The sequence below is a fragment of the Pseudomonas fluorescens HK44 genome, assembly GCF_000217955.3.
Lineage (GTDB): Bacteria > Pseudomonadota > Gammaproteobacteria > Pseudomonadales > Pseudomonadaceae > Aquipseudomonas > Aquipseudomonas fluorescens_AQ.
Genome location: NZ_AFOY02000015.1, coordinates 686912 through 702512, shown reverse-complemented (window position 1 = coordinate 702512; position 15601 = coordinate 686912). Strand labels below are relative to the sequence as shown.

The window sequence follows — 15601 nt, the reverse complement described above, 5'->3', positions numbered from 1 at the left end:
CTTTGAAGCCATATCCAATTAACTGCGTGTCGATCGTTATCCCGGTCTACAACGAAGAAGAAAGCTTGCCTGAATTGCTGCGCCGGACCGAAGCGGCCTGTCAGCTACTCAAACACGAGTACGAAATCGTCCTGGTCGACGACGGCAGCCGCGACAATTCGGCGCAAATTCTCGAAGAAGCCGCCGAGCGTGAAGGCAGCCAGGTCGTCGCGGTCATTCTCAATCGCAACTACGGCCAGCACGCGGCAATCATGGCCGGTTTCGAGCATTGCAAAGGCGATGTGGTCATTACCCTCGACGCCGACCTGCAGAACCCGCCGGAAGAAATCCCCCGTCTGGTGGAACAGGCCGAACTGGGCTACGACGTGGTTGCCACCGTGCGCAACAATCGCCAGGACTCGGCCCTGCGCCGCTGGCCGTCGAAACTGATCAACCTGGCCGTGCAACGTTCCACCGGTGTCGCCATGAGCGATTACGGCTGCATGCTGCGCGCCTACCGCCGCACCATCGTCGACGCCATGCTGGCCTGCCGTGAACGCAGCACCTTCATCCCGATCCTGGCCAACAGCTTTGCCCGCCACACCACCGAGATTCTGGTGCAGCACGCCGAGCGCGAGCATGGCGAGTCGAAGTACAGCCCGATGCGCCTGATCAGCCTGATGTTCGATCTGCTGACCTGCATGACCACTACCCCGCTGCGACTGCTGAGCATCATCGGTTTCAGTCTGGCGGCGCTGGGCATGTTGTTTGCCTTCCTGCTGATCTTCCTGCGCCTGATCTTCGGCGCCAGCTGGGCGGGTGGTGGCACCTTCGTACTGTTCGCCGTGCTCTTTGTGTTCACTGGTGGCCAATTCATCGGCATGGGCCTTCTGGGTGAATACCTGGGCCGCATGTACAGCGATGTCCGCGCCCGTCCGCGGTTCTTTATCGAAAAAATCCTACGTAACAAACCCGCTAGTCCTGCTCCCGTTGTCACTGTCGACGGTCTGCCTTCCACCACTACTGATCAGGTTTCGCCATGAGTTCAAAAGCTGTTGTTTTCGCCTATCACGACATTGGCTGTGCAGGTATCGAAGCACTGCTCAACGCAGGTTTCGAGATTGCTGCCGTGTTTACCCACGCCGACGATCCGAAGGAAAACACCTTCTACGGCTCGGTCGCTCAACTGTGCGCCCGTAAAGGCATTCCTGTGCATGCACCGGAAGACGTCAACCACCCACTGTGGATTGAGCGCATTGCCAAACTGAACCCGGACTACCTGTTCTCGTTCTACTACCGCAACCTGTTGGGCGAGCAACTGCTGGCTACCGCCCGCAAAGGCGCGTTCAACCTGCACGGCTCGTTGCTGCCGACCTACCGCGGCCGCGCTCCAGCGAACTGGGTGTTGGTCAACGGTGAAACCGAAACCGGCGTGACCCTGCACCGCATGGTCAAGCGTGCCGACGCTGGCGCAATCATTGCCCAGCAACGCGTCGCGATCGAGCGTGCCGACACCGCACTGACCCTGCACGGCAAGCTGCGCGAAGCCGCTTCCAACCTGCTGCGTGACACCCTGCCATTGCTGGCTCAGGGCAAAATCACCGAAACCGCCCAGGACGAATCCAAGGCCACTGTTTACGGTCGTCGTACCGCGGCGGACGGCAAACTGGTCTGGAAGAAGCCGGCTGAAGAGCTGTTCAACCTGGTTCGCGCCGTGACCCAACCTTACCCGGGTGCTTTCTGCGCCGTGGGCGAGCACAAACTGATTGTCTGGAGCGCTGAAGTCGTCAAGGGCAACGAAGGTCTGGCACCAGGTCGCGTGATCAGCGTTGATCCGCTGCGTATCGCTTGCGGTGAAGACTCCCTGGTTGTCACTTCCGGTCAGCGTAACGAAAACGGTCTGTACCTGAGCGGCCCGCAACTGGCCAACGAGCTGGGTCTGGTTGACGGTTCCGTACTGCGTGGCGCTGAGTCGGGCCGTGCCCCACGTCGTACACGCGTACTGATCCTCGGCGTCAACGGTTTCATCGGTAACCACCTGTCCGAGCGCCTGCTGCGTGACGACAAGTACGACGTCTATGGTCTGGATATCGGCTCCGACGCTATCGAGCGTCTGCGCAGCCATCCGAACTTCCACTTCGTCGAAGGCGATATCAGCATTCACTCCGAGTGGATCGAATATCACATCAAGAAGTGCGACGTGGTTCTGCCGCTGGTGGCCATCGCCACCCCGATCGAATACACCCGCAACCCGCTGCGCGTATTCGAACTGGACTTCGAAGAGAACTTGAAACTGGTTCGCTACTGCGTGAAGTACAACAAGCGCGTGATCTTCCCGTCGACCTCCGAAGTCTACGGCATGTGCCAGGACAAGAACTTCGACGAAGACACCTCGAACCTGATCGTTGGTCCGATCAACAAGCAACGCTGGATCTACTCGGTCTCCAAGCAACTGCTGGACCGCGTAATCTGGGCCTACGGCGCCAAAGGCCTGAACTTCACCCTGTTCCGTCCGTTCAACTGGATGGGTCCACGTCTGGACCGTCTGGACTCGGCCCGTATCGGCAGCTCTCGCGCCATCACCCAGCTGATCCTGAACCTGGTGGAAGGCACCCCGATCCGTCTGTTCGACGGCGGCGAGCAGAAGCGCTGCTTCACTGACATCGCCGACGGCATCGAAGCCCTGGCGCGCATCGTTGATAACGAAAACGATTCGTGCAACGGTCAGGTCATCAACATCGGTAACCCGGACAACGAAGCCAGCATCCGTCAACTGGGCGAAGAGCTGCTGCGTCAGTTCGAAGCTCACCCACTGCGCGCCAACTTCCCTCCGTTCGCCGGTTTCCGCGACGTAGAGAGCAAGGCGTTCTACGGCGCTGGCTACCAGGACGTGGAACACCGCAAGCCAAGCATCGAAAACGCCAAGCGCCTGCTGAACTGGGAGCCGACTGTCGAGATGAGCGAAACCATCGGTAACACGCTGGACTTCTTCCTGCGCGAAGCCATGCTCGAAATCGCGGACAAGCGCTGATGCAGGCAGGTCTTCGGATCGATGTCGACACCTACCGAGGTACCCGTGAGGGGGTACCTCGGTTGTTGGAGATGCTCGATGAAGCACAAGTCAAGGCGACGTTTTTCTTCAGCGTTGGTCCGGACAACATGGGGCGCCATTTATGGCGCCTCATCCGTCCGCAGTTTCTCTGGAAAATGCTCCGCTCCAATGCCGCAGGTCTGTACGGCTGGGACATCTTGCTGGCCGGCACCGCCTGGCCAGGCAAGCCCATCGGCCGTGATCTGGGGCACCTGATGCGCCAGACCCTCGCAGCTGGCCATGAAGTAGGTTTGCACGCCTGGGATCACCACGGCTGGCAAGCCAACGCTGGGCGCTGGAGCGACGCCGATCTGATCGAACAGATTCGCCGGGGCGTAGAGACCCTCAGCGATATTATCGGGCAGCGCGTCGACTGTTCGGCGGCCGCCGGTTGGCGTGCCGATGAACGGGTGATCGAAGCCAAGCAACGTTTTGGCTTTCGTTACAACAGCGACTGTCGTGGACAAAGCCTGTTCCAGCCCCTGCTGGCAGACGGCAGCCTCGGCACGCCACAAATTCCGGTCGACTTGCCAACCTTCGATGAAGTGGTGGGTCCCGTCGTAGCAGCCAATGAGTTCAACTCATACATTCTTGACCGATTCAGCCCCTCGAAGCTGAACGTATATACGATACACGCGGAGGTAGAAGGGATTCTGATGGCAAACGATTTCCGCCAGCTGCTGGTTGACGCGCGCCAACGCGACATCCAGTTCCAACCATTGGGTAACTTGTTACCCGCCCAACCGACAACCCTGCCTCAGGGGCGCGTACTACGTGGCGCCCTTGAAGGCCGAGAAGGATGGTTGGGAGTGCAAGGCGCATGAGCAAACGCTGGGCTTTGCCGTTACTGCTTATCGCTTTCGGTCTGGTCTATCTGTTGCCGCTGGGCACGCATGGTCTGTGGATTCCCGATGAAACCCGCTACGCCCAGGTCAGTCAGGAAATGCTCCTGAGTGGCAACTGGGTGTCGCCGCATTTCATGGGCCTGCGTTATTTCGAAAAACCGATTGCCGGTTACTGGATGATCGCGATTGGCCAGGCCGTGTTCGGCGAGAACCTGTTCGGGGTGCGCGTTGCGTCGGCACTCTCGACCGGTTTGAGCATCGTGCTGACCTACCTGATCGCACGCAGACTCTGGAACGATCCGCGTAAAAGCATCGCCAGCGCATTGCTCTACATGAGTTTCGCCGTGGTCGCCGGTCAAGGTGGCTATTCCAACCTCGACCCGCAATTCACCTTCTGGGTCAACCTGAGCCTGGTGGCCTTGTGGTTTGCGCTGGACAGCAGCCGTCGCAATGCGCGGCTGATGAGTTGGGCGACCCTGGGGCTGGCCTGCGGCATGGGCTTCCTGACCAAGGGTTTCCTGGCCTGGTTGCTGCCAGTATTGATCGCCCTGCCCTACATGATCTGGCAAAAACGCTGGCGTGAACTGTTGGCGTACGGCCCGGTGGCTATCGTGGTCGCGATTGTCGTCAGCCTGCCGTGGGTCCTGGCCGTGCATGCGCAGGAACCCGATTACTGGCGTTTCTTCTTCTGGCATGAGCACATTCGCCGCTTTGCCGGTGACGACGCGCAGCACGCAGCGCCGTGGTGGTTCTATCTGCCGATGCTGGTAGCATTCAGCTTGCCATGGGCGGCGTTCCTGCCTTCGGCGCTCAATCAAGCATGGCAAACCAGACGTCAGGCAAGCACCGGCTTCCTGCTGCTGTGGCTGGTCCTTCCGCTGGCGTTTTTCAGCCTGAGCAAAGGCAAATTGCCGACCTACATCCTGCCGTGCCTGTTGCCCCTGGCACTGTTGATGGGGAATGCGCTGATTGACCGACTGAACCTGGGGCAAAGCCGGCTGTTCAAGATCAACGGCCTGCTGAACCTGGTCATCGGTCTGACCACCTTGCTGGCGATGGTTTACCTGCAACTGAAAAACCCCGTGTATGTCGATGAAATGCACAGCCTGGTGCTGGTGTTCATCGTGCTCATGGGCTGGATCCTGTCCAACCTGTTGCTGGTGGTTCGACCGTTGAGCGCATGGGCTGCGCCGGCAATCGGCAGCTGGCTGCTGATCGCCATCCTGCCGGCCGCATTGCCGCACTCGGTGGTCTACAACAAGATGCCCGACCAGTTTGTCCTCCAGCACATTGAAGAACTCAGCCAGACCAAAAGCCTGCTGAGCAATGACCTGGGAGCTGCCTCCGCGCTGGCCTGGCGTCTGCAACGCCCTGAAGTGGCGTTGTACAACACCATCGGCGAAGTAAAATACGGCCTGGACTACCCGGACGCCGCGGCACGTCGGGTCGATACCGAACACGTGCAACAGTGGATGAGCGAAGCCCGCAAGACCGGCCCGGTCGGTGTGGTCATGCGCGTCAAGGGTGATGATGAACTCCACGAACTCGACCTGCTGCCCAAAGATGGCAAGCATTACGAGCAAGGCAACATGGTCATTCTGATCATTCCACAGAGCGCGCCATGACCCTTATTTTGCTATTGTCCGCCTGTCTGCTGACCTGCATGGGCCAGATCGCCCAGAAATACGCCGTGGAAAGCTGGCGCGGCAAGGACTCCGGCTGGAGCGAAAAACTGCTCTCGCCGTGGTTGTGGCTGGCGCTGGCGTGCCTGGGCTTTGGCTTGCTGGTGTGGCTGCTGGTGTTGCAGCGCCTGGAAGTCGGTATCGCCTACCCGATGCTCAGCCTCAACTTTGTGCTGATCACCCTGGCCGCCCACTTCGTCTTCCACGAAACCATTGATCGCCGTCACTGGATCGGCGTTGCGCTGATCATCGCCGGCGTCGTTCTGCTCGGGAGGCACGCATGAGCCTTCGTCGCGGAATCAGCTTTGCCATGGGCAGTGTCGCGCTGGTCAGCGCCGCCCAGTTGGGCATGCGCTGGAGCATGAGCCATTTGCCGCTGCCTGATCAGTGGCTGCAGGCCCTGAGCAACGGCAGCATCGACCTGCTCGCGATCGGCGTGGTACTGGCGTCGATCTGCGCTTACGCCCTGTCCATGCTGTGCTGGCTCGCCGCTCTGCGCGATCTGCCGCTGGGCCGGGCCTACTCGCTGTTGAGCATCAGCTATGCACTGGTGTATCTATTGGCCGCCAGCCTGCCGCTGTTCAACGAAAATTTCAGTCTTTCCAAAACACTCGGGGTGGCCTTGGTCATCCTCGGTGTCATCACTATCAACTCTCGAACTGCTCGCGCCACAGAAGTCAGGAATGCCTCATGAAAATCAGTGTAATTGGTAGCGGTTATGTCGGTCTGGTGCAGGCGACTGTCCTGGCTGAAGTCGGCCATGATGTCGTCTGCATGGACGTCGATCAGAACAAGATCAAAATGCTGCAGAAAGGCCACGTCACTATCTTTGAACCAGGGCTGGAGAGCATGGTCAAGGAGAACCTGGAGAGCGGGCGCCTGCACTTCACCAGCGACGAGAAGATGGCCATCGAGCACGGTCAGGTACTGTTCATCGCTGTCGGCACCCCGTCGGACGAGGACGGCTCGGCCGACCTGAAATATGTCTTGTCCGTGGGTGACGCGGTTGCGCGCCATCGGGTCGAGCCGCTGATCCTCGTGGAAAAATCCACTGTTCCAGTCGGCACCGGCGACACCCTGCGCGCGCACATTGAAAGCGTGCTGAAGAAAGCCGGGCGTACCCTGGAGTTCGATATCGTCTCCAACCCGGAATTCCTCAAGGAAGGCTCGGCCGTCAGTGACTGCCGCCGCCCTGACCGCATCGTCATCGGTTGCGAGCGTGAAGAAGTCCGCGAAGTGATGCGCGACCTCTACGCCCCCTTCAACCGCAACCATGACCGCATCATGTTCATGGACCTGCGCAGCGCCGAACTGACCAAGTACGCGGCCAACTGCATGCTCGCGACCAAAATCAGCTTTATCAACCAGATCGCCGAACTGGCCGAACACCTGGGTGCGGATATCGAAGCCGTGCGCATGGGCATCGGTGCAGACCAGCGCATTGGCTACCACTTCATCTACCCTGGCTGCGGCTATGGCGGTTCGTGTTTCCCGAAAGATATGCGCGCGTTGATCCACAGCGCCCAGGAAGCCAATTGCTCCAGCGACCTGCTGGAAGCGGTCGAGGCCATCAACCAGCGCCAGAAACACAAGCTGTTCGAACGCATCAACGCGTTCTACAAAGGCGAGCTGAAAGGCAAGACCTTCGCCCTCTGGGGCCTGGCGTTCAAACCCAACACCGACGACATGCGCGATGCACCAAGCCGTGTGCTGATGGAATCGTTGTGGGCTGCCGGTGCACACGTACGTGCGTTCGACCCTGAAGCCATGCAAGAAACCCAACGCCTGTATCCGGATCAACCGAACCTGTCGCTGATGGGCACACCGGAATCCGCGCTGGTTGGCGCAGACGCGTTGATCGTTTGCACCGAATGGCAACAGTTCAAGGCGCCGGACTTCAAATTGATCGAAGAGCGTCTCAAGGCCCCGGTGATTTTCGACGGTCGCAACCTGTACGACGCCGAGCGTCTGGCACGCAAAGGCGTCAAGTACTTCCCGATGGGTCGTGGCGAGTCGCGCAATCTGCCAATCCCTCAGCAACAGTGGCCAGCTTCGTCCGTCTAAGCCCAGGAGGCCGCGTGCACGCATATCCATCGACAGGGATCCGTCAACAATCGTTAGGTCTGGGGCTACTGGCGCTGCTGCTGTTCTGCGCCGGGGTCTACCAGCAATCGGCGATCGGATTCGACTCGCGGTTCGTACTGTTTGCCCAGGAAATGCTGCGCCATGGGCCGGGGTTCTTCCCGACCACCTATGGCCAGCCTTATGCTGATTACTGGGCCACCTCGACGTTTTTTACCTGGCTGCTTTCGCTGCCCTTTGGCCAGGTAAACGCGTTGACGGCCTGGTTACCCAGCGCCATTGCCTCGGCGACTGTTGTCACGCTGATGTACCGCTTGGTAGCGCCCTACTCCAGAACCTGGGCACTGATCAGCATTGCCTTGATGATGCTGAGCAACACCTTCATCACCGAAACCCGCGCCGTGTCCCTCGACCAGATGGTCGCGGCCGTGACCTTCTCCGTGTTCTACCTGGGCTATGCCGCCGACCACTTTCAGGCACCGCGACGGCTGCCGCTGATACTCGCATTGCTTGTGCTCGGTTTCGCCATTCGCGGGCCGATCGGTCTGGTGGTGCCTACCGGCGTTTTGTGCACTTATTACCTGCTCAACGGCCAATGGCGGCGGATGATCACGGTCGGCTTGCTGGCCGCGGTGCTGCTGGCCGCCGGTATTGGTTTGTTGCTGTGGCTGGCGAACGTCAGTGGTGGCCCGACCTTCGTGCAAGACGTGATCCGCATGCAGTTCATGGGGCGCATGGATGGCCGTGAAGGTGCGAGCGGTGTGCTGTATTACTTCAGCAGCTCGCTGGGCAACTATGCGCTGGCGTATCCGTTGGCGGTAGTGGTGCTGGCCGCTGTGTTGCTGGTCGGCCGCAAGGATCGCGGACCGGCGTTGCGTCTGCTGACCTTGTGCACCGCTGCCGGGCTGATCGTGATGATCGGCCTGTCGATTCCAATGGCGAAAAAAGCCCGTTACATGCTGCCGATGTTGCCAATGGCGGCGATCGTTGCGGCGTACCCGTTTCAGGGCGCGCAGGGCCGGGTGTTCCTGTGGCTACGTGGCCTGATGCAGGGCTTGTGGCTGCTGATTCCGGGTCTGCTGATTGTCGGATTGCTGGTCGCCAAGCGACGTTTTCCGGAGGCTCTCGCCTCTGGGACGGCGACGATGGTGGCTCTCGGCGTGTTGCAGGTGATCGCACTGGGGCTGTTGTTCAAACCGCGTCTGCGTGCAGTGGGCCTGGCGTTCTCTGCAGTACTGGCGCTGTGGTCGACCTACATCCTGGTGTTTGAACCGGTGGAGCGTACGCTCTACGACACCCGCACGTTCAGCCGCGCAGCCGTCGAGCTGATTCAGAAAGACCCGGCTCCCGTGGTGCTGCATGCCATGGGTAAAGACGCCAAGGCCATCAAATTCATGGTCAACGTCGAGCAAGACCTGCTCCCGGTGTTCACGTCTTCAGTGCAAGAGCTGGAGAACCTGACAGGCCCTGCCTGGCTGGTGATGGACAAAAGTGACTACGAAGCCCTGAAAGGCTCTCGGCTGGCGACATTGCAGCCAGTGCTGAGCGGGAACTTCGACAAGAACGATTACGTACTGCTGCATCTGGTACCCGTGCAGCCCTGAACGGCATAAATAATCCGTTCAAACTCTCGTAGCAGCTCAGGCAGACTTTCACACCCAATCTCAGACGCTCGCCTTCATATCCACCCTTAACACCTTGACCAAAGGACTGCGATAGACCGGCACGATGCACAGGCAACCCAAACCATGCTCGATGCGCTGGAGCGCATCGGCGAAGACTTCCGCGCAGGCAAAGTCAGCCCGACCCTCGATGACGAAGACGTCCACACCTTCATCGAGCGCCTGCTGACCGAACGCCTTGGGGCGCTGGGCGGTGCGGCGAGCCCGGTGATTTGCGGCTTTTTGCTGACCCATATGGCACCGGCGACGATGTTTTATGCCCTCAGCGCACTCACCGCCATGGGCGGATTGTTGTGTTTCCTTAGTGGTCGGCGCGTCGCCAAACTTCAAAATAAATGCACTGAAAGCTCATTAATATGAATTTGTCAGGAGTGAGATAGATCGGCACACTGTGCCGGTTCCTCCCCCAAATGTTGGAACACTTAAAGGGCTTTCTGGTGATCCAGACAAGCCCTTCTTTTTGCCCGTTCTTTGCCACTGGATCGTTTTCGTTATGCTCGCTCGCTGGATACCCGCTGCCGTCAACACCCGACCCTCTGAATGGAGCCGTGCCGCCATCGGCATGTCGCTGGGCACACTGCTGAGTGTCTGGCTTTGTGGCCAGGTGTTTGGCATGGACGTGGCCTTGCACTTGATCGGGCCGTTGGGCGCTTCGGCGGTGTTGCTGTTCGCCGTGTCTTCCGGCGCGCTGGCGCAGCCGTGGTCGATTCTCGGCGGCTATTTGTGTGCAGCGGTGGTGTCGCTGCTGGTGGCCCATGTGCTTGGGCGTACGCTGGGCAGCGCCTGTCTGGCAGCCGGCATGGCGCTGATTCTGATGTGCTGGCTGCGTTGCCTGCACCCGCCGGCGGGTGCGTTGGCATTGCTGCTGGTAGTGGCGGACCCGGCGACCATCGCGATGGACTGGCGCGAACTCGGGCCGGTGATGCTCGCCGCGACGTGCATGCTGCTCAGCGCCCTGGTCTATAACAACCTGACGCGGATCCGTTACCCCAAGGGCCACAGCGAACCGGTCGCAGTGGTGCCCGCCGATCATCCGCCCGCAGACGCGCTGGCAATTACCGCCGAAGACCTCAAGCTGGCCCTGGCCGACATGCAGGAGTTCTTCGACGTCACGCCCGAGGACCTTGAGCAGTTGATCCACGCCAGCGAGCTGCACGCCAAACGCCGCAGCATCGGCGAAGCGTTCGGCACTCGGCCTTAGCCACTAAACCACTAGGCCGCCGACTGCTGTCGCGCCGGCACGGCCAGGCTGACGGCCCGCACCGAAGCACCGGCAGTCAACCCCAGTGCCTTGGCGGTGTGGGCATCGACAATCAAGGTTCCGGCAGCGACCCGTGCTGGCGCGGCGGTGATCCGGCAATCGGCGAACTGGCGGTTGTGAATCAGATAGACCGCCGCCTGCTCTCCCGGCGTGCCGATGCTCAGCTGCAATACCTGGCTGTCACGCACCGCGCGAATGTCGCCGGTGGCGCATTCGATCAGCGGGCCGCCGTCAAAGATGTCGATGTAGTCCTTGTGCTCGAACCCTTCAGCCTTGAGCATCCCCAGCGCCGGCTCGGTGTTGGGATGAACCCGGCCGATCGTCGCCCGCGCAGCCTCGGGCAGCAGGCAGGTCGGCAGCGGGAACTTGGGCATCAGCTCGGCAATGAAGGTCTTGTTGCCCAGCCCGGTGAGGTAGTCGGCGTCGGCAAAATCCATCTTGAAGAAGTGCCGGCCCAGCCCTTCCCAGAACGGCGAGACGCCGTCTTCGTCCGAGTAACCACGCATTTCGGCGATCACCTTGTCGCCAAAGTACTGGCGAAATTCGGCGAGAAACAGAAACCGCGCCTTGGACAGCAAACGACCATTCAGGCCGCTGCGATGACCGGCGTGCAGGAACAACGAACACAACTCCGATTGCCCGGTCATGTCATTACCGAGAAACAGCGTGGGCAATTGCTGATTGATCCCGAGATTTTTCGAAGCGGCGACGAACAGCCCCATCCGGTAGTTGTACCAAGGCTCGCGCAGCCCGACCGCTCCGGCCAGGGCGCAGATACCGACGGCTTCGCCGTTGTCGGCCTCCAGCACAAACAGGTAATCGGCATCGCCACGTTCGGCTTCACCGGCGAAGGTTTTTTCAGCCCATTCCAGGCGCTGGCGCAAACGCCCGGCATCGGCCGGTAAGGTGGTCAAACCGGCGCCGGCGCTGTGGGCGAGTGCCAGCAACGCCGGCAGGTCATTCATTGTTGCAGGACGGACGATCATCAATGGTGCTCCTGTGGGCTCACGCGTTTAGGCAGATAGACTTCCGCGAGCATGCAGCGCGCACTGCCGCCGCCAATCCGCTCGATGGTGTCGATGTTCACGGGTAGAGGTTTGGCATACGCTTCGACCATCCGGCGCTGGTCGGCATGCAGCGACCGCCAGGCCGTGCGCGACATCACCAGCAACGGCTCGCCAGCGGCGTTGTGCACTTCAAGCATGTTGCCGGCGAACGACTCCAACTGATCGAAGCTCAGGGTCAAGACTTGCTTGCCGCTACGTTCAAGGCGCGAGCGCAGTGCATTGCGTTCGTCCAGGTCGCTGACCGATTCCAGGCAGACCACCGCCAATTGCGTGCCGACGCTCATCATCACGTTGGTGTGATAGATCGGCACTCCGTGACGGTCCACCGCGTTGAACGCGCACAACTCATAGCCGAGGTGCTCAACCACCTGATCCAACGCCTTGGCATGGGTACGGGTCGAGTAGCCGGCGTAGCAGATCCGCTGTTCGCGATCGAGGACCATGCTGCCGGTGCCCTCAAGGAACACTTCCTGCTGCTCAAGGCCGGAAAGGTCGAGCAATTGCTCGACACGGTAAGCATCGCGCAGACAGTCGAGTACGCCTTTGTCGCGCTCCAGACGGCGGTTGTGGCCTTGCATCGGGTACAGCACGAGTGTGCCGTCGGGATGGCTGCTCCACCAATTGTTCGGAAAGATCGAGTCCGGGGTGTGCGGCGCCTCGCTGTCGTTGTGCACCATGACTTCAACCCCGTGCTCACGCAGGGCTGCGACATAGCCGTCGAACTCTTGCAGGGCCTTGAGTTGCACGTCTTCAGCCGCAGCCGCCGGACGCTGGAAACGGTTGTTGGCGGCCGTGTCCTGGTTGAAGGAGAAACGTGTCGGGCGAATCATCAAAACGGTATTGGTGGTTTGCATGGGCACAGAATCAATGAGGGTTGAGAGGTGCTCATTGTCTGATTCGGCGTCGGAAAAACCCGGCTGATAAGGAGGGAGTTGGTGCTGGAAATGGCTGAAAACGGGGTGGCTTGCAGCCGATTTGGTGAGCGTGATAAATCGTCTGAAATCGCTGATTCCGTAGTAGCTGGCGCAGCCTGCGTTCGGCTGCGCCAGCTGCTACGGAATCAGCGGAATTTGGAACGGCGGTGCTTAGCCGTTCTAGGTGGAGGTTTTGACCATTGCCAGCTCGGGGTGGCTGACCAGTTTGTCGATGTGCAGGTCCGGGTCGTCGAACCAGACTTCGGTCAGTACCCGGTAGTGCTCCATGTCGCGACAGCGCATCCGCAGGCTGTAGTCGAAGGCGCCGCTGATCAATTGGCACTCCAGCACCTGCGGGCAGGCACGGACCTTGGATTCAAAGGCTTTCTGCGCGGCGCGCCCGCTCTGGTTCGACAGCGCCACCAGCACCAGCAGCGACAGACCGGGGGTCAGTTTTTTCTCGTCGAGAATCGCCCCGTAGCCACGAATGACGCCGAGCTGTTCAAGCTTGCGCACCCGCTCAAGGCAAGGCCTTGGTGTCAGGTGCACGCGCTCGGAAAGCTTCTGATAGGTGATGCGCCCTTCGTGGCGCAGCACCTCAATGATTGCCTGATCGATACGATCAAGCACGATCGACATATCGCGGATGTCCGCCATGTACGCCTTGCCTCACTTCAAACGGCCCGATAAAAATTGCTGTAAACGCTCGCTTTTGGGCTGGTCGAGAATTGTCGCATCGCCCTGCTCCTCGACCCGGCCTTGATGCAGGAACAGCACCTGGCTGGACACCTGCCGGGCAAAGCCCATTTCGTGGGTCACCATCAACATGGTCCGGCCTTCTTCAGCCAACGCCTGAATCACCTTCAATACTTCACCCACCAGCTCCGGGTCGAGGGCCGAGGTCGGCTCGTCGAACAACAGAATCTGCGGTTCCACCGCCAACGCCCGGGCAATCGCCACCCGTTGTTGCTGGCCGCCGGACAGGAATGCCGGGTACTGCTCGGCCACGCGTTGCGGCAGGCCGACCTTATCCAGGTAGGCCCGGGCGCTGACTTCAGCGTCCTTGCGGCTGACACCCAGGACTTTGCACGGCGCCAGCATGATGTTCTCCAACACCGTCAGATGACTCCACAGGTTGAAGTGCTGAAACACCATCGCCAGCCGCGTGCGCAAGCGTTGCAACTGTGCCGGGTTGGCAACCCGCATGCCACCGGCCGCCTGGCGGGTGACAATCCGCTCGCCGTCCAGCTCGATGGCACCTTCATCCGCCCGTTCAAGGAAGTTGATACACCGCAGCATAGTGCTTTTACCGGAGCCACTGGCGCCAATCATGCTCACGACATCACCGGCGCGGGCATTCAACGAGACGCCCTTGAGCACTTCGTTGTCACCAAAGCGTTTATACAGATTTTCAACGGTCAGTTTGTACATGCAACACTCCTGGAGCGCTGCCGTTGGCGACAGCGTTCTGGACAGAAAGAGGGAGGAAAAAAGCCGGCTCCAGATCTCAGTGAGCCGGCCCGAGGAAACTCAACCAGCGCCGCTCGGCCAGGCGGAATGCACCCACCAGGCCAAATGACAGCGCGAGGTACAGCAGGCCGGCGATACCGAAGGCCTGGAAGGTCATGAAGGTCGCGGCATTGGCGTCCCGGGCGACCTTGAGAATGTCCGGAATGGTCGCGGTGAAGGCCACCGACGTGGCGTGCAGCATCAGGATCACTTCGTTGCTGTAGTAAGGCAGCGCCCGACGCAACGCCGAGGGCAGAATCAACTTCACATACAAACGCCAGCCACTGAGGCCATAGGCATGGGCCGCCTCGATTTCACCGTAGGGAATGCTGCGAATCGCCCCGGCGAAGATCTCGACAGTGTAGGCGCAGGTGTTGAGGGTGAACGCCAGCAAGGTGCAATTCATCGCATCGCGAAAGAACGCTTCGAGCAGCGGCTGCGAACGGACCACCGCAATGCCGTAGATCCCGCTGTAGCAAATCAACAGCTGGATATACAGCGGCGTACCACGAAACACATAAGTGAACAGTTGCACCGGCCAGCGCAGCAGGCCCCAACGCGAAGTGCGCATGATCGCCAGGGGCAGCGACAGGCAGAACCCGAGCACGATGCTCACCACCAGCAGCCATAAGGTCATGGCCAAACCGGTGAAGTTATAGCCATCGCTGAACAGGAAAGGTTTCCAGTATTCGCAGATCAATTCGATCATCGCGTCATCCCCCGCACGCCCTGGTTGTAGCGCCGTTCAAGCACGCGCAAAACATAGTTCGAGGCGCTGGTGATCAGCAGGTACAGCGCTGCCGCCAGCAATAGAAAATCCAGCATGTTGAAAGTGCTTTTGCCGGCCTCCTGCGCGACCTTGACCAGGTCCGACAAGCCGATGATCGACACCAGCGCCGTAGCCTTGAGCAGCACCAGCCAGTTGTTGCCCAGGCTTGGCAAGGCAAAGCGCATCATCTGCGGGAACACCACGCAGTAAAAACGCTGCCAACGGCTCAGGCCAAACGAGGCACCGGCCTCCTGTTGCCCCCGAGGGACACTGAGGATCGCGCCACGAAAGGTCTCGGTGAAATACGCGCCGTAGATAAAGCCCAGGGTAATGACCCCGGCCACGAACGGATCGATTTCCATGTAGGCCCAACCCAGTGCTTGCGTCAGGCTGCTCAACCAGCCTTGCAGGCTGTAGAAGATCAGCAGCATCAACACCAGGTCCGGTACACCGCGAATCAGCGTGGTGTAAAAGGTTGCCGGCAGGTTCAGCAGCCGCAGCGGCGAGAGCTTGGCCGCCGCGCCGAGCAGCCCCAGCAGCATGCTGACCAGCAGCGACAGCGCCGAGAGTTTCAGGGTCACCCAGGTGCCGTGCAGCAGCAGTGGGCCATAGCCTTGCAGGGCCGAGAGATCCAGACCCAGAGCATTGAGGAAGGTATTCACGCAAATCACCTGTCTTGATGCACCACAGCAAGGCATTGGGACGTGAAACACGGCCCAA

The 15601-nt window shown here is 60.2% G+C and carries 15 protein-coding genes and 2 pseudogenes; 11 read left to right on the top strand and 6 right to left on the bottom strand.

Annotated elements, in window-relative coordinates; genetic code table 11:
* The first annotated feature begins 2 nt into the window (after positions 1–2).
* The 11 genes and pseudogenes from arnC to HK44_RS15890 all read left to right on the top strand — a co-directional run bounded on the left by arnC (position 3) and on the right by HK44_RS15890 (position 10562).
* The gene (arnC, locus tag HK44_RS15940; protein ID WP_019690501.1) at positions 3–1022 is read left to right on the top strand and encodes an undecaprenyl-phosphate 4-deoxy-4-formamido-L-arabinose transferase; all 1020 of its coding nucleotides are present in this window, start codon (positions 3–5) and stop codon (positions 1020–1022) included.
* Positions 1019–3010 (top strand): bifunctional UDP-4-amino-4-deoxy-L-arabinose formyltransferase/UDP-glucuronic acid oxidase ArnA, encoded by a 1992-nt coding sequence (arnA, locus tag HK44_RS15935; protein ID WP_019690502.1) that lies wholly within the window; start codon positions 1019–1021, stop codon positions 3008–3010. The genes arnC and arnA overlap by 4 nt, the downstream gene beginning before the upstream one ends.
* On the top strand, positions 3010–3894 hold the full coding sequence (gene arnD, locus HK44_RS15930; RefSeq protein ID WP_019690503.1) for a 4-deoxy-4-formamido-L-arabinose-phosphoundecaprenol deformylase: 885 nt from the start codon (positions 3010–3012) through the stop codon (positions 3892–3894). Before arnA ends, arnD begins: the two co-directional genes overlap by 1 nt.
* On the top strand, positions 3891–5540 hold the full coding sequence (gene arnT / locus HK44_RS15925) for a lipid IV(A) 4-amino-4-deoxy-L-arabinosyltransferase (RefSeq protein ID WP_019690504.1): 1650 nt from the start codon (positions 3891–3893) through the stop codon (positions 5538–5540). The genes arnD and arnT overlap by 4 nt, the downstream gene beginning before the upstream one ends.
* Complete coding sequence (gene arnE / locus HK44_RS15920) at positions 5537–5881, top strand: 4-amino-4-deoxy-L-arabinose-phosphoundecaprenol flippase subunit ArnE (protein WP_019690505.1); 345 nt, start codon at positions 5537–5539, stop codon at positions 5879–5881. Before arnT ends, arnE begins: the two co-directional genes overlap by 4 nt.
* On the top strand, positions 5878–6291 hold the full coding sequence (gene arnF, locus HK44_RS15915; protein ID WP_019690506.1) for a 4-amino-4-deoxy-L-arabinose-phosphoundecaprenol flippase subunit ArnF: 414 nt from the start codon (positions 5878–5880) through the stop codon (positions 6289–6291). The genes arnE and arnF overlap by 4 nt, the downstream gene beginning before the upstream one ends.
* Positions 6288–7661, top strand: coding sequence for a UDP-glucose dehydrogenase family protein (locus HK44_RS15910; protein ID WP_019690507.1), 1374 nt, complete (start codon positions 6288–6290; stop codon positions 7659–7661). Before arnF ends, HK44_RS15910 begins: the two co-directional genes overlap by 4 nt.
* Positions 7662–7675: 14 nt before the next feature.
* Complete coding sequence (locus tag HK44_RS15905) at positions 7676–9283, top strand: ArnT family glycosyltransferase (protein ID WP_019690508.1); 1608 nt, start codon at positions 7676–7678, stop codon at positions 9281–9283.
* A 123-nt stretch (positions 9284–9406) separates the two neighbouring features.
* Positions 9407–9556: pseudogene (locus HK44_RS15900) on the top strand (argininosuccinate lyase); the annotation flags it as partial.
* Positions 9533–9721: pseudogene (locus tag HK44_RS15895) on the top strand (hypothetical protein); the annotation flags it as partial. The pseudogenes HK44_RS15900 and HK44_RS15895, both read left to right, overlap by 24 nt.
* 133 nt (positions 9722–9854) lie before the next feature.
* Complete coding sequence (locus tag HK44_RS15890; protein WP_019690510.1) at positions 9855–10562, top strand: HPP family protein; 708 nt, start codon at positions 9855–9857, stop codon at positions 10560–10562.
* Between the two features lie 11 nt (positions 10563–10573).
* On the opposite strand, the gene astA is transcribed toward HK44_RS15890, so the two are convergent.
* The 6 genes from astA to HK44_RS15860 form a co-directional block, all read right to left on the bottom strand.
* Positions 10574–11608 carry an arginine N-succinyltransferase gene (astA, locus tag HK44_RS15885; RefSeq protein ID WP_019690511.1) on the bottom strand — a complete coding sequence of 345 codons (1035 nt, stop codon included), beginning with the start codon at positions 11606–11608 and terminating at the stop codon, positions 10574–10576.
* Positions 11608–12543: a citrulline utilization hydrolase CtlX gene (gene ctlX, locus HK44_RS15880; protein ID WP_019690512.1), complete on the bottom strand. Its 936-nt coding sequence runs from the start codon at positions 12541–12543 to the stop codon at positions 11608–11610. The genes astA and ctlX overlap by 1 nt, the downstream gene beginning before the upstream one ends.
* A 240-nt stretch (positions 12544–12783) precedes the next feature.
* Positions 12784–13260, bottom strand: coding sequence for an Lrp/AsnC family transcriptional regulator (locus tag HK44_RS15875; protein WP_019690513.1), 477 nt, complete (start codon positions 13258–13260; stop codon positions 12784–12786).
* Between the two features lie 12 nt (positions 13261–13272).
* Positions 13273–14034, bottom strand: coding sequence for an ABC transporter ATP-binding protein (locus HK44_RS15870; RefSeq protein WP_019690514.1), 762 nt, complete (start codon positions 14032–14034; stop codon positions 13273–13275).
* 76 nt (positions 14035–14110) lie between these two features.
* Positions 14111–14821, bottom strand: coding sequence for an ABC transporter permease (locus tag HK44_RS15865; RefSeq protein ID WP_019690515.1), 711 nt, complete (start codon positions 14819–14821; stop codon positions 14111–14113).
* Positions 14818–15579: an ABC transporter permease subunit gene (locus HK44_RS15860; protein ID WP_052014756.1), complete on the bottom strand. Its 762-nt coding sequence runs from the start codon at positions 15577–15579 to the stop codon at positions 14818–14820. The genes HK44_RS15865 and HK44_RS15860 overlap by 4 nt, the downstream gene beginning before the upstream one ends.
* Between the last annotated feature and the right edge of the window lie 22 nt (positions 15580–15601).

What these genes read in the sequence shown, in the direction of transcription:
- arnF (WP_019690506.1), top strand. Translation starts at nt 5,878, where the DNA reads ATGAGCCTTCGTCGCGGAATCAGCTTTGCCATGGGCAGTGTCGCGCTG.
- HK44_RS15865 (WP_019690515.1), bottom strand. Translation starts at nt 14,821, where the DNA reads ATGATCGAATTGATCTGCGAATACTGGAAACCTTTCCTGTTCAGCGAT.
- HK44_RS15910 (WP_019690507.1), top strand. Translation starts at nt 6,288, where the DNA reads ATGAAAATCAGTGTAATTGGTAGCGGTTATGTCGGTCTGGTGCAGGCG.
- arnA (WP_019690502.1), top strand. Translation starts at nt 1,019, where the DNA reads ATGAGTTCAAAAGCTGTTGTTTTCGCCTATCACGACATTGGCTGTGCA.
- arnD (WP_019690503.1), top strand. Translation starts at nt 3,010, where the DNA reads ATGCAGGCAGGTCTTCGGATCGATGTCGACACCTACCGAGGTACCCGT.
- HK44_RS15875 (WP_019690513.1), bottom strand. Translation starts at nt 13,260, where the DNA reads ATGGCGGACATCCGCGATATGTCGATCGTGCTTGATCGTATCGATCAG.
- HK44_RS15890 (WP_019690510.1), top strand. Translation starts at nt 9,855, where the DNA reads ATGCTCGCTCGCTGGATACCCGCTGCCGTCAACACCCGACCCTCTGAA.
- astA (WP_019690511.1), bottom strand. Translation starts at nt 11,608, where the DNA reads ATGATCGTCCGTCCTGCAACAATGAATGACCTGCCGGCGTTGCTGGCA.
- arnE (WP_019690505.1), top strand. Translation starts at nt 5,537, where the DNA reads ATGACCCTTATTTTGCTATTGTCCGCCTGTCTGCTGACCTGCATGGGC.
- ctlX (WP_019690512.1), bottom strand. Translation starts at nt 12,543, where the DNA reads ATGCAAACCACCAATACCGTTTTGATGATTCGCCCGACACGTTTCTCC.
- HK44_RS15870 (WP_019690514.1), bottom strand. Translation starts at nt 14,034, where the DNA reads ATGTACAAACTGACCGTTGAAAATCTGTATAAACGCTTTGGTGACAAC.
- HK44_RS15860 (WP_052014756.1), bottom strand. Translation starts at nt 15,579, where the DNA reads ATGCCTTGCTGTGGTGCATCAAGACAGGTGATTTGCGTGAATACCTTC.
- arnT (WP_019690504.1), top strand. Translation starts at nt 3,891, where the DNA reads ATGAGCAAACGCTGGGCTTTGCCGTTACTGCTTATCGCTTTCGGTCTG.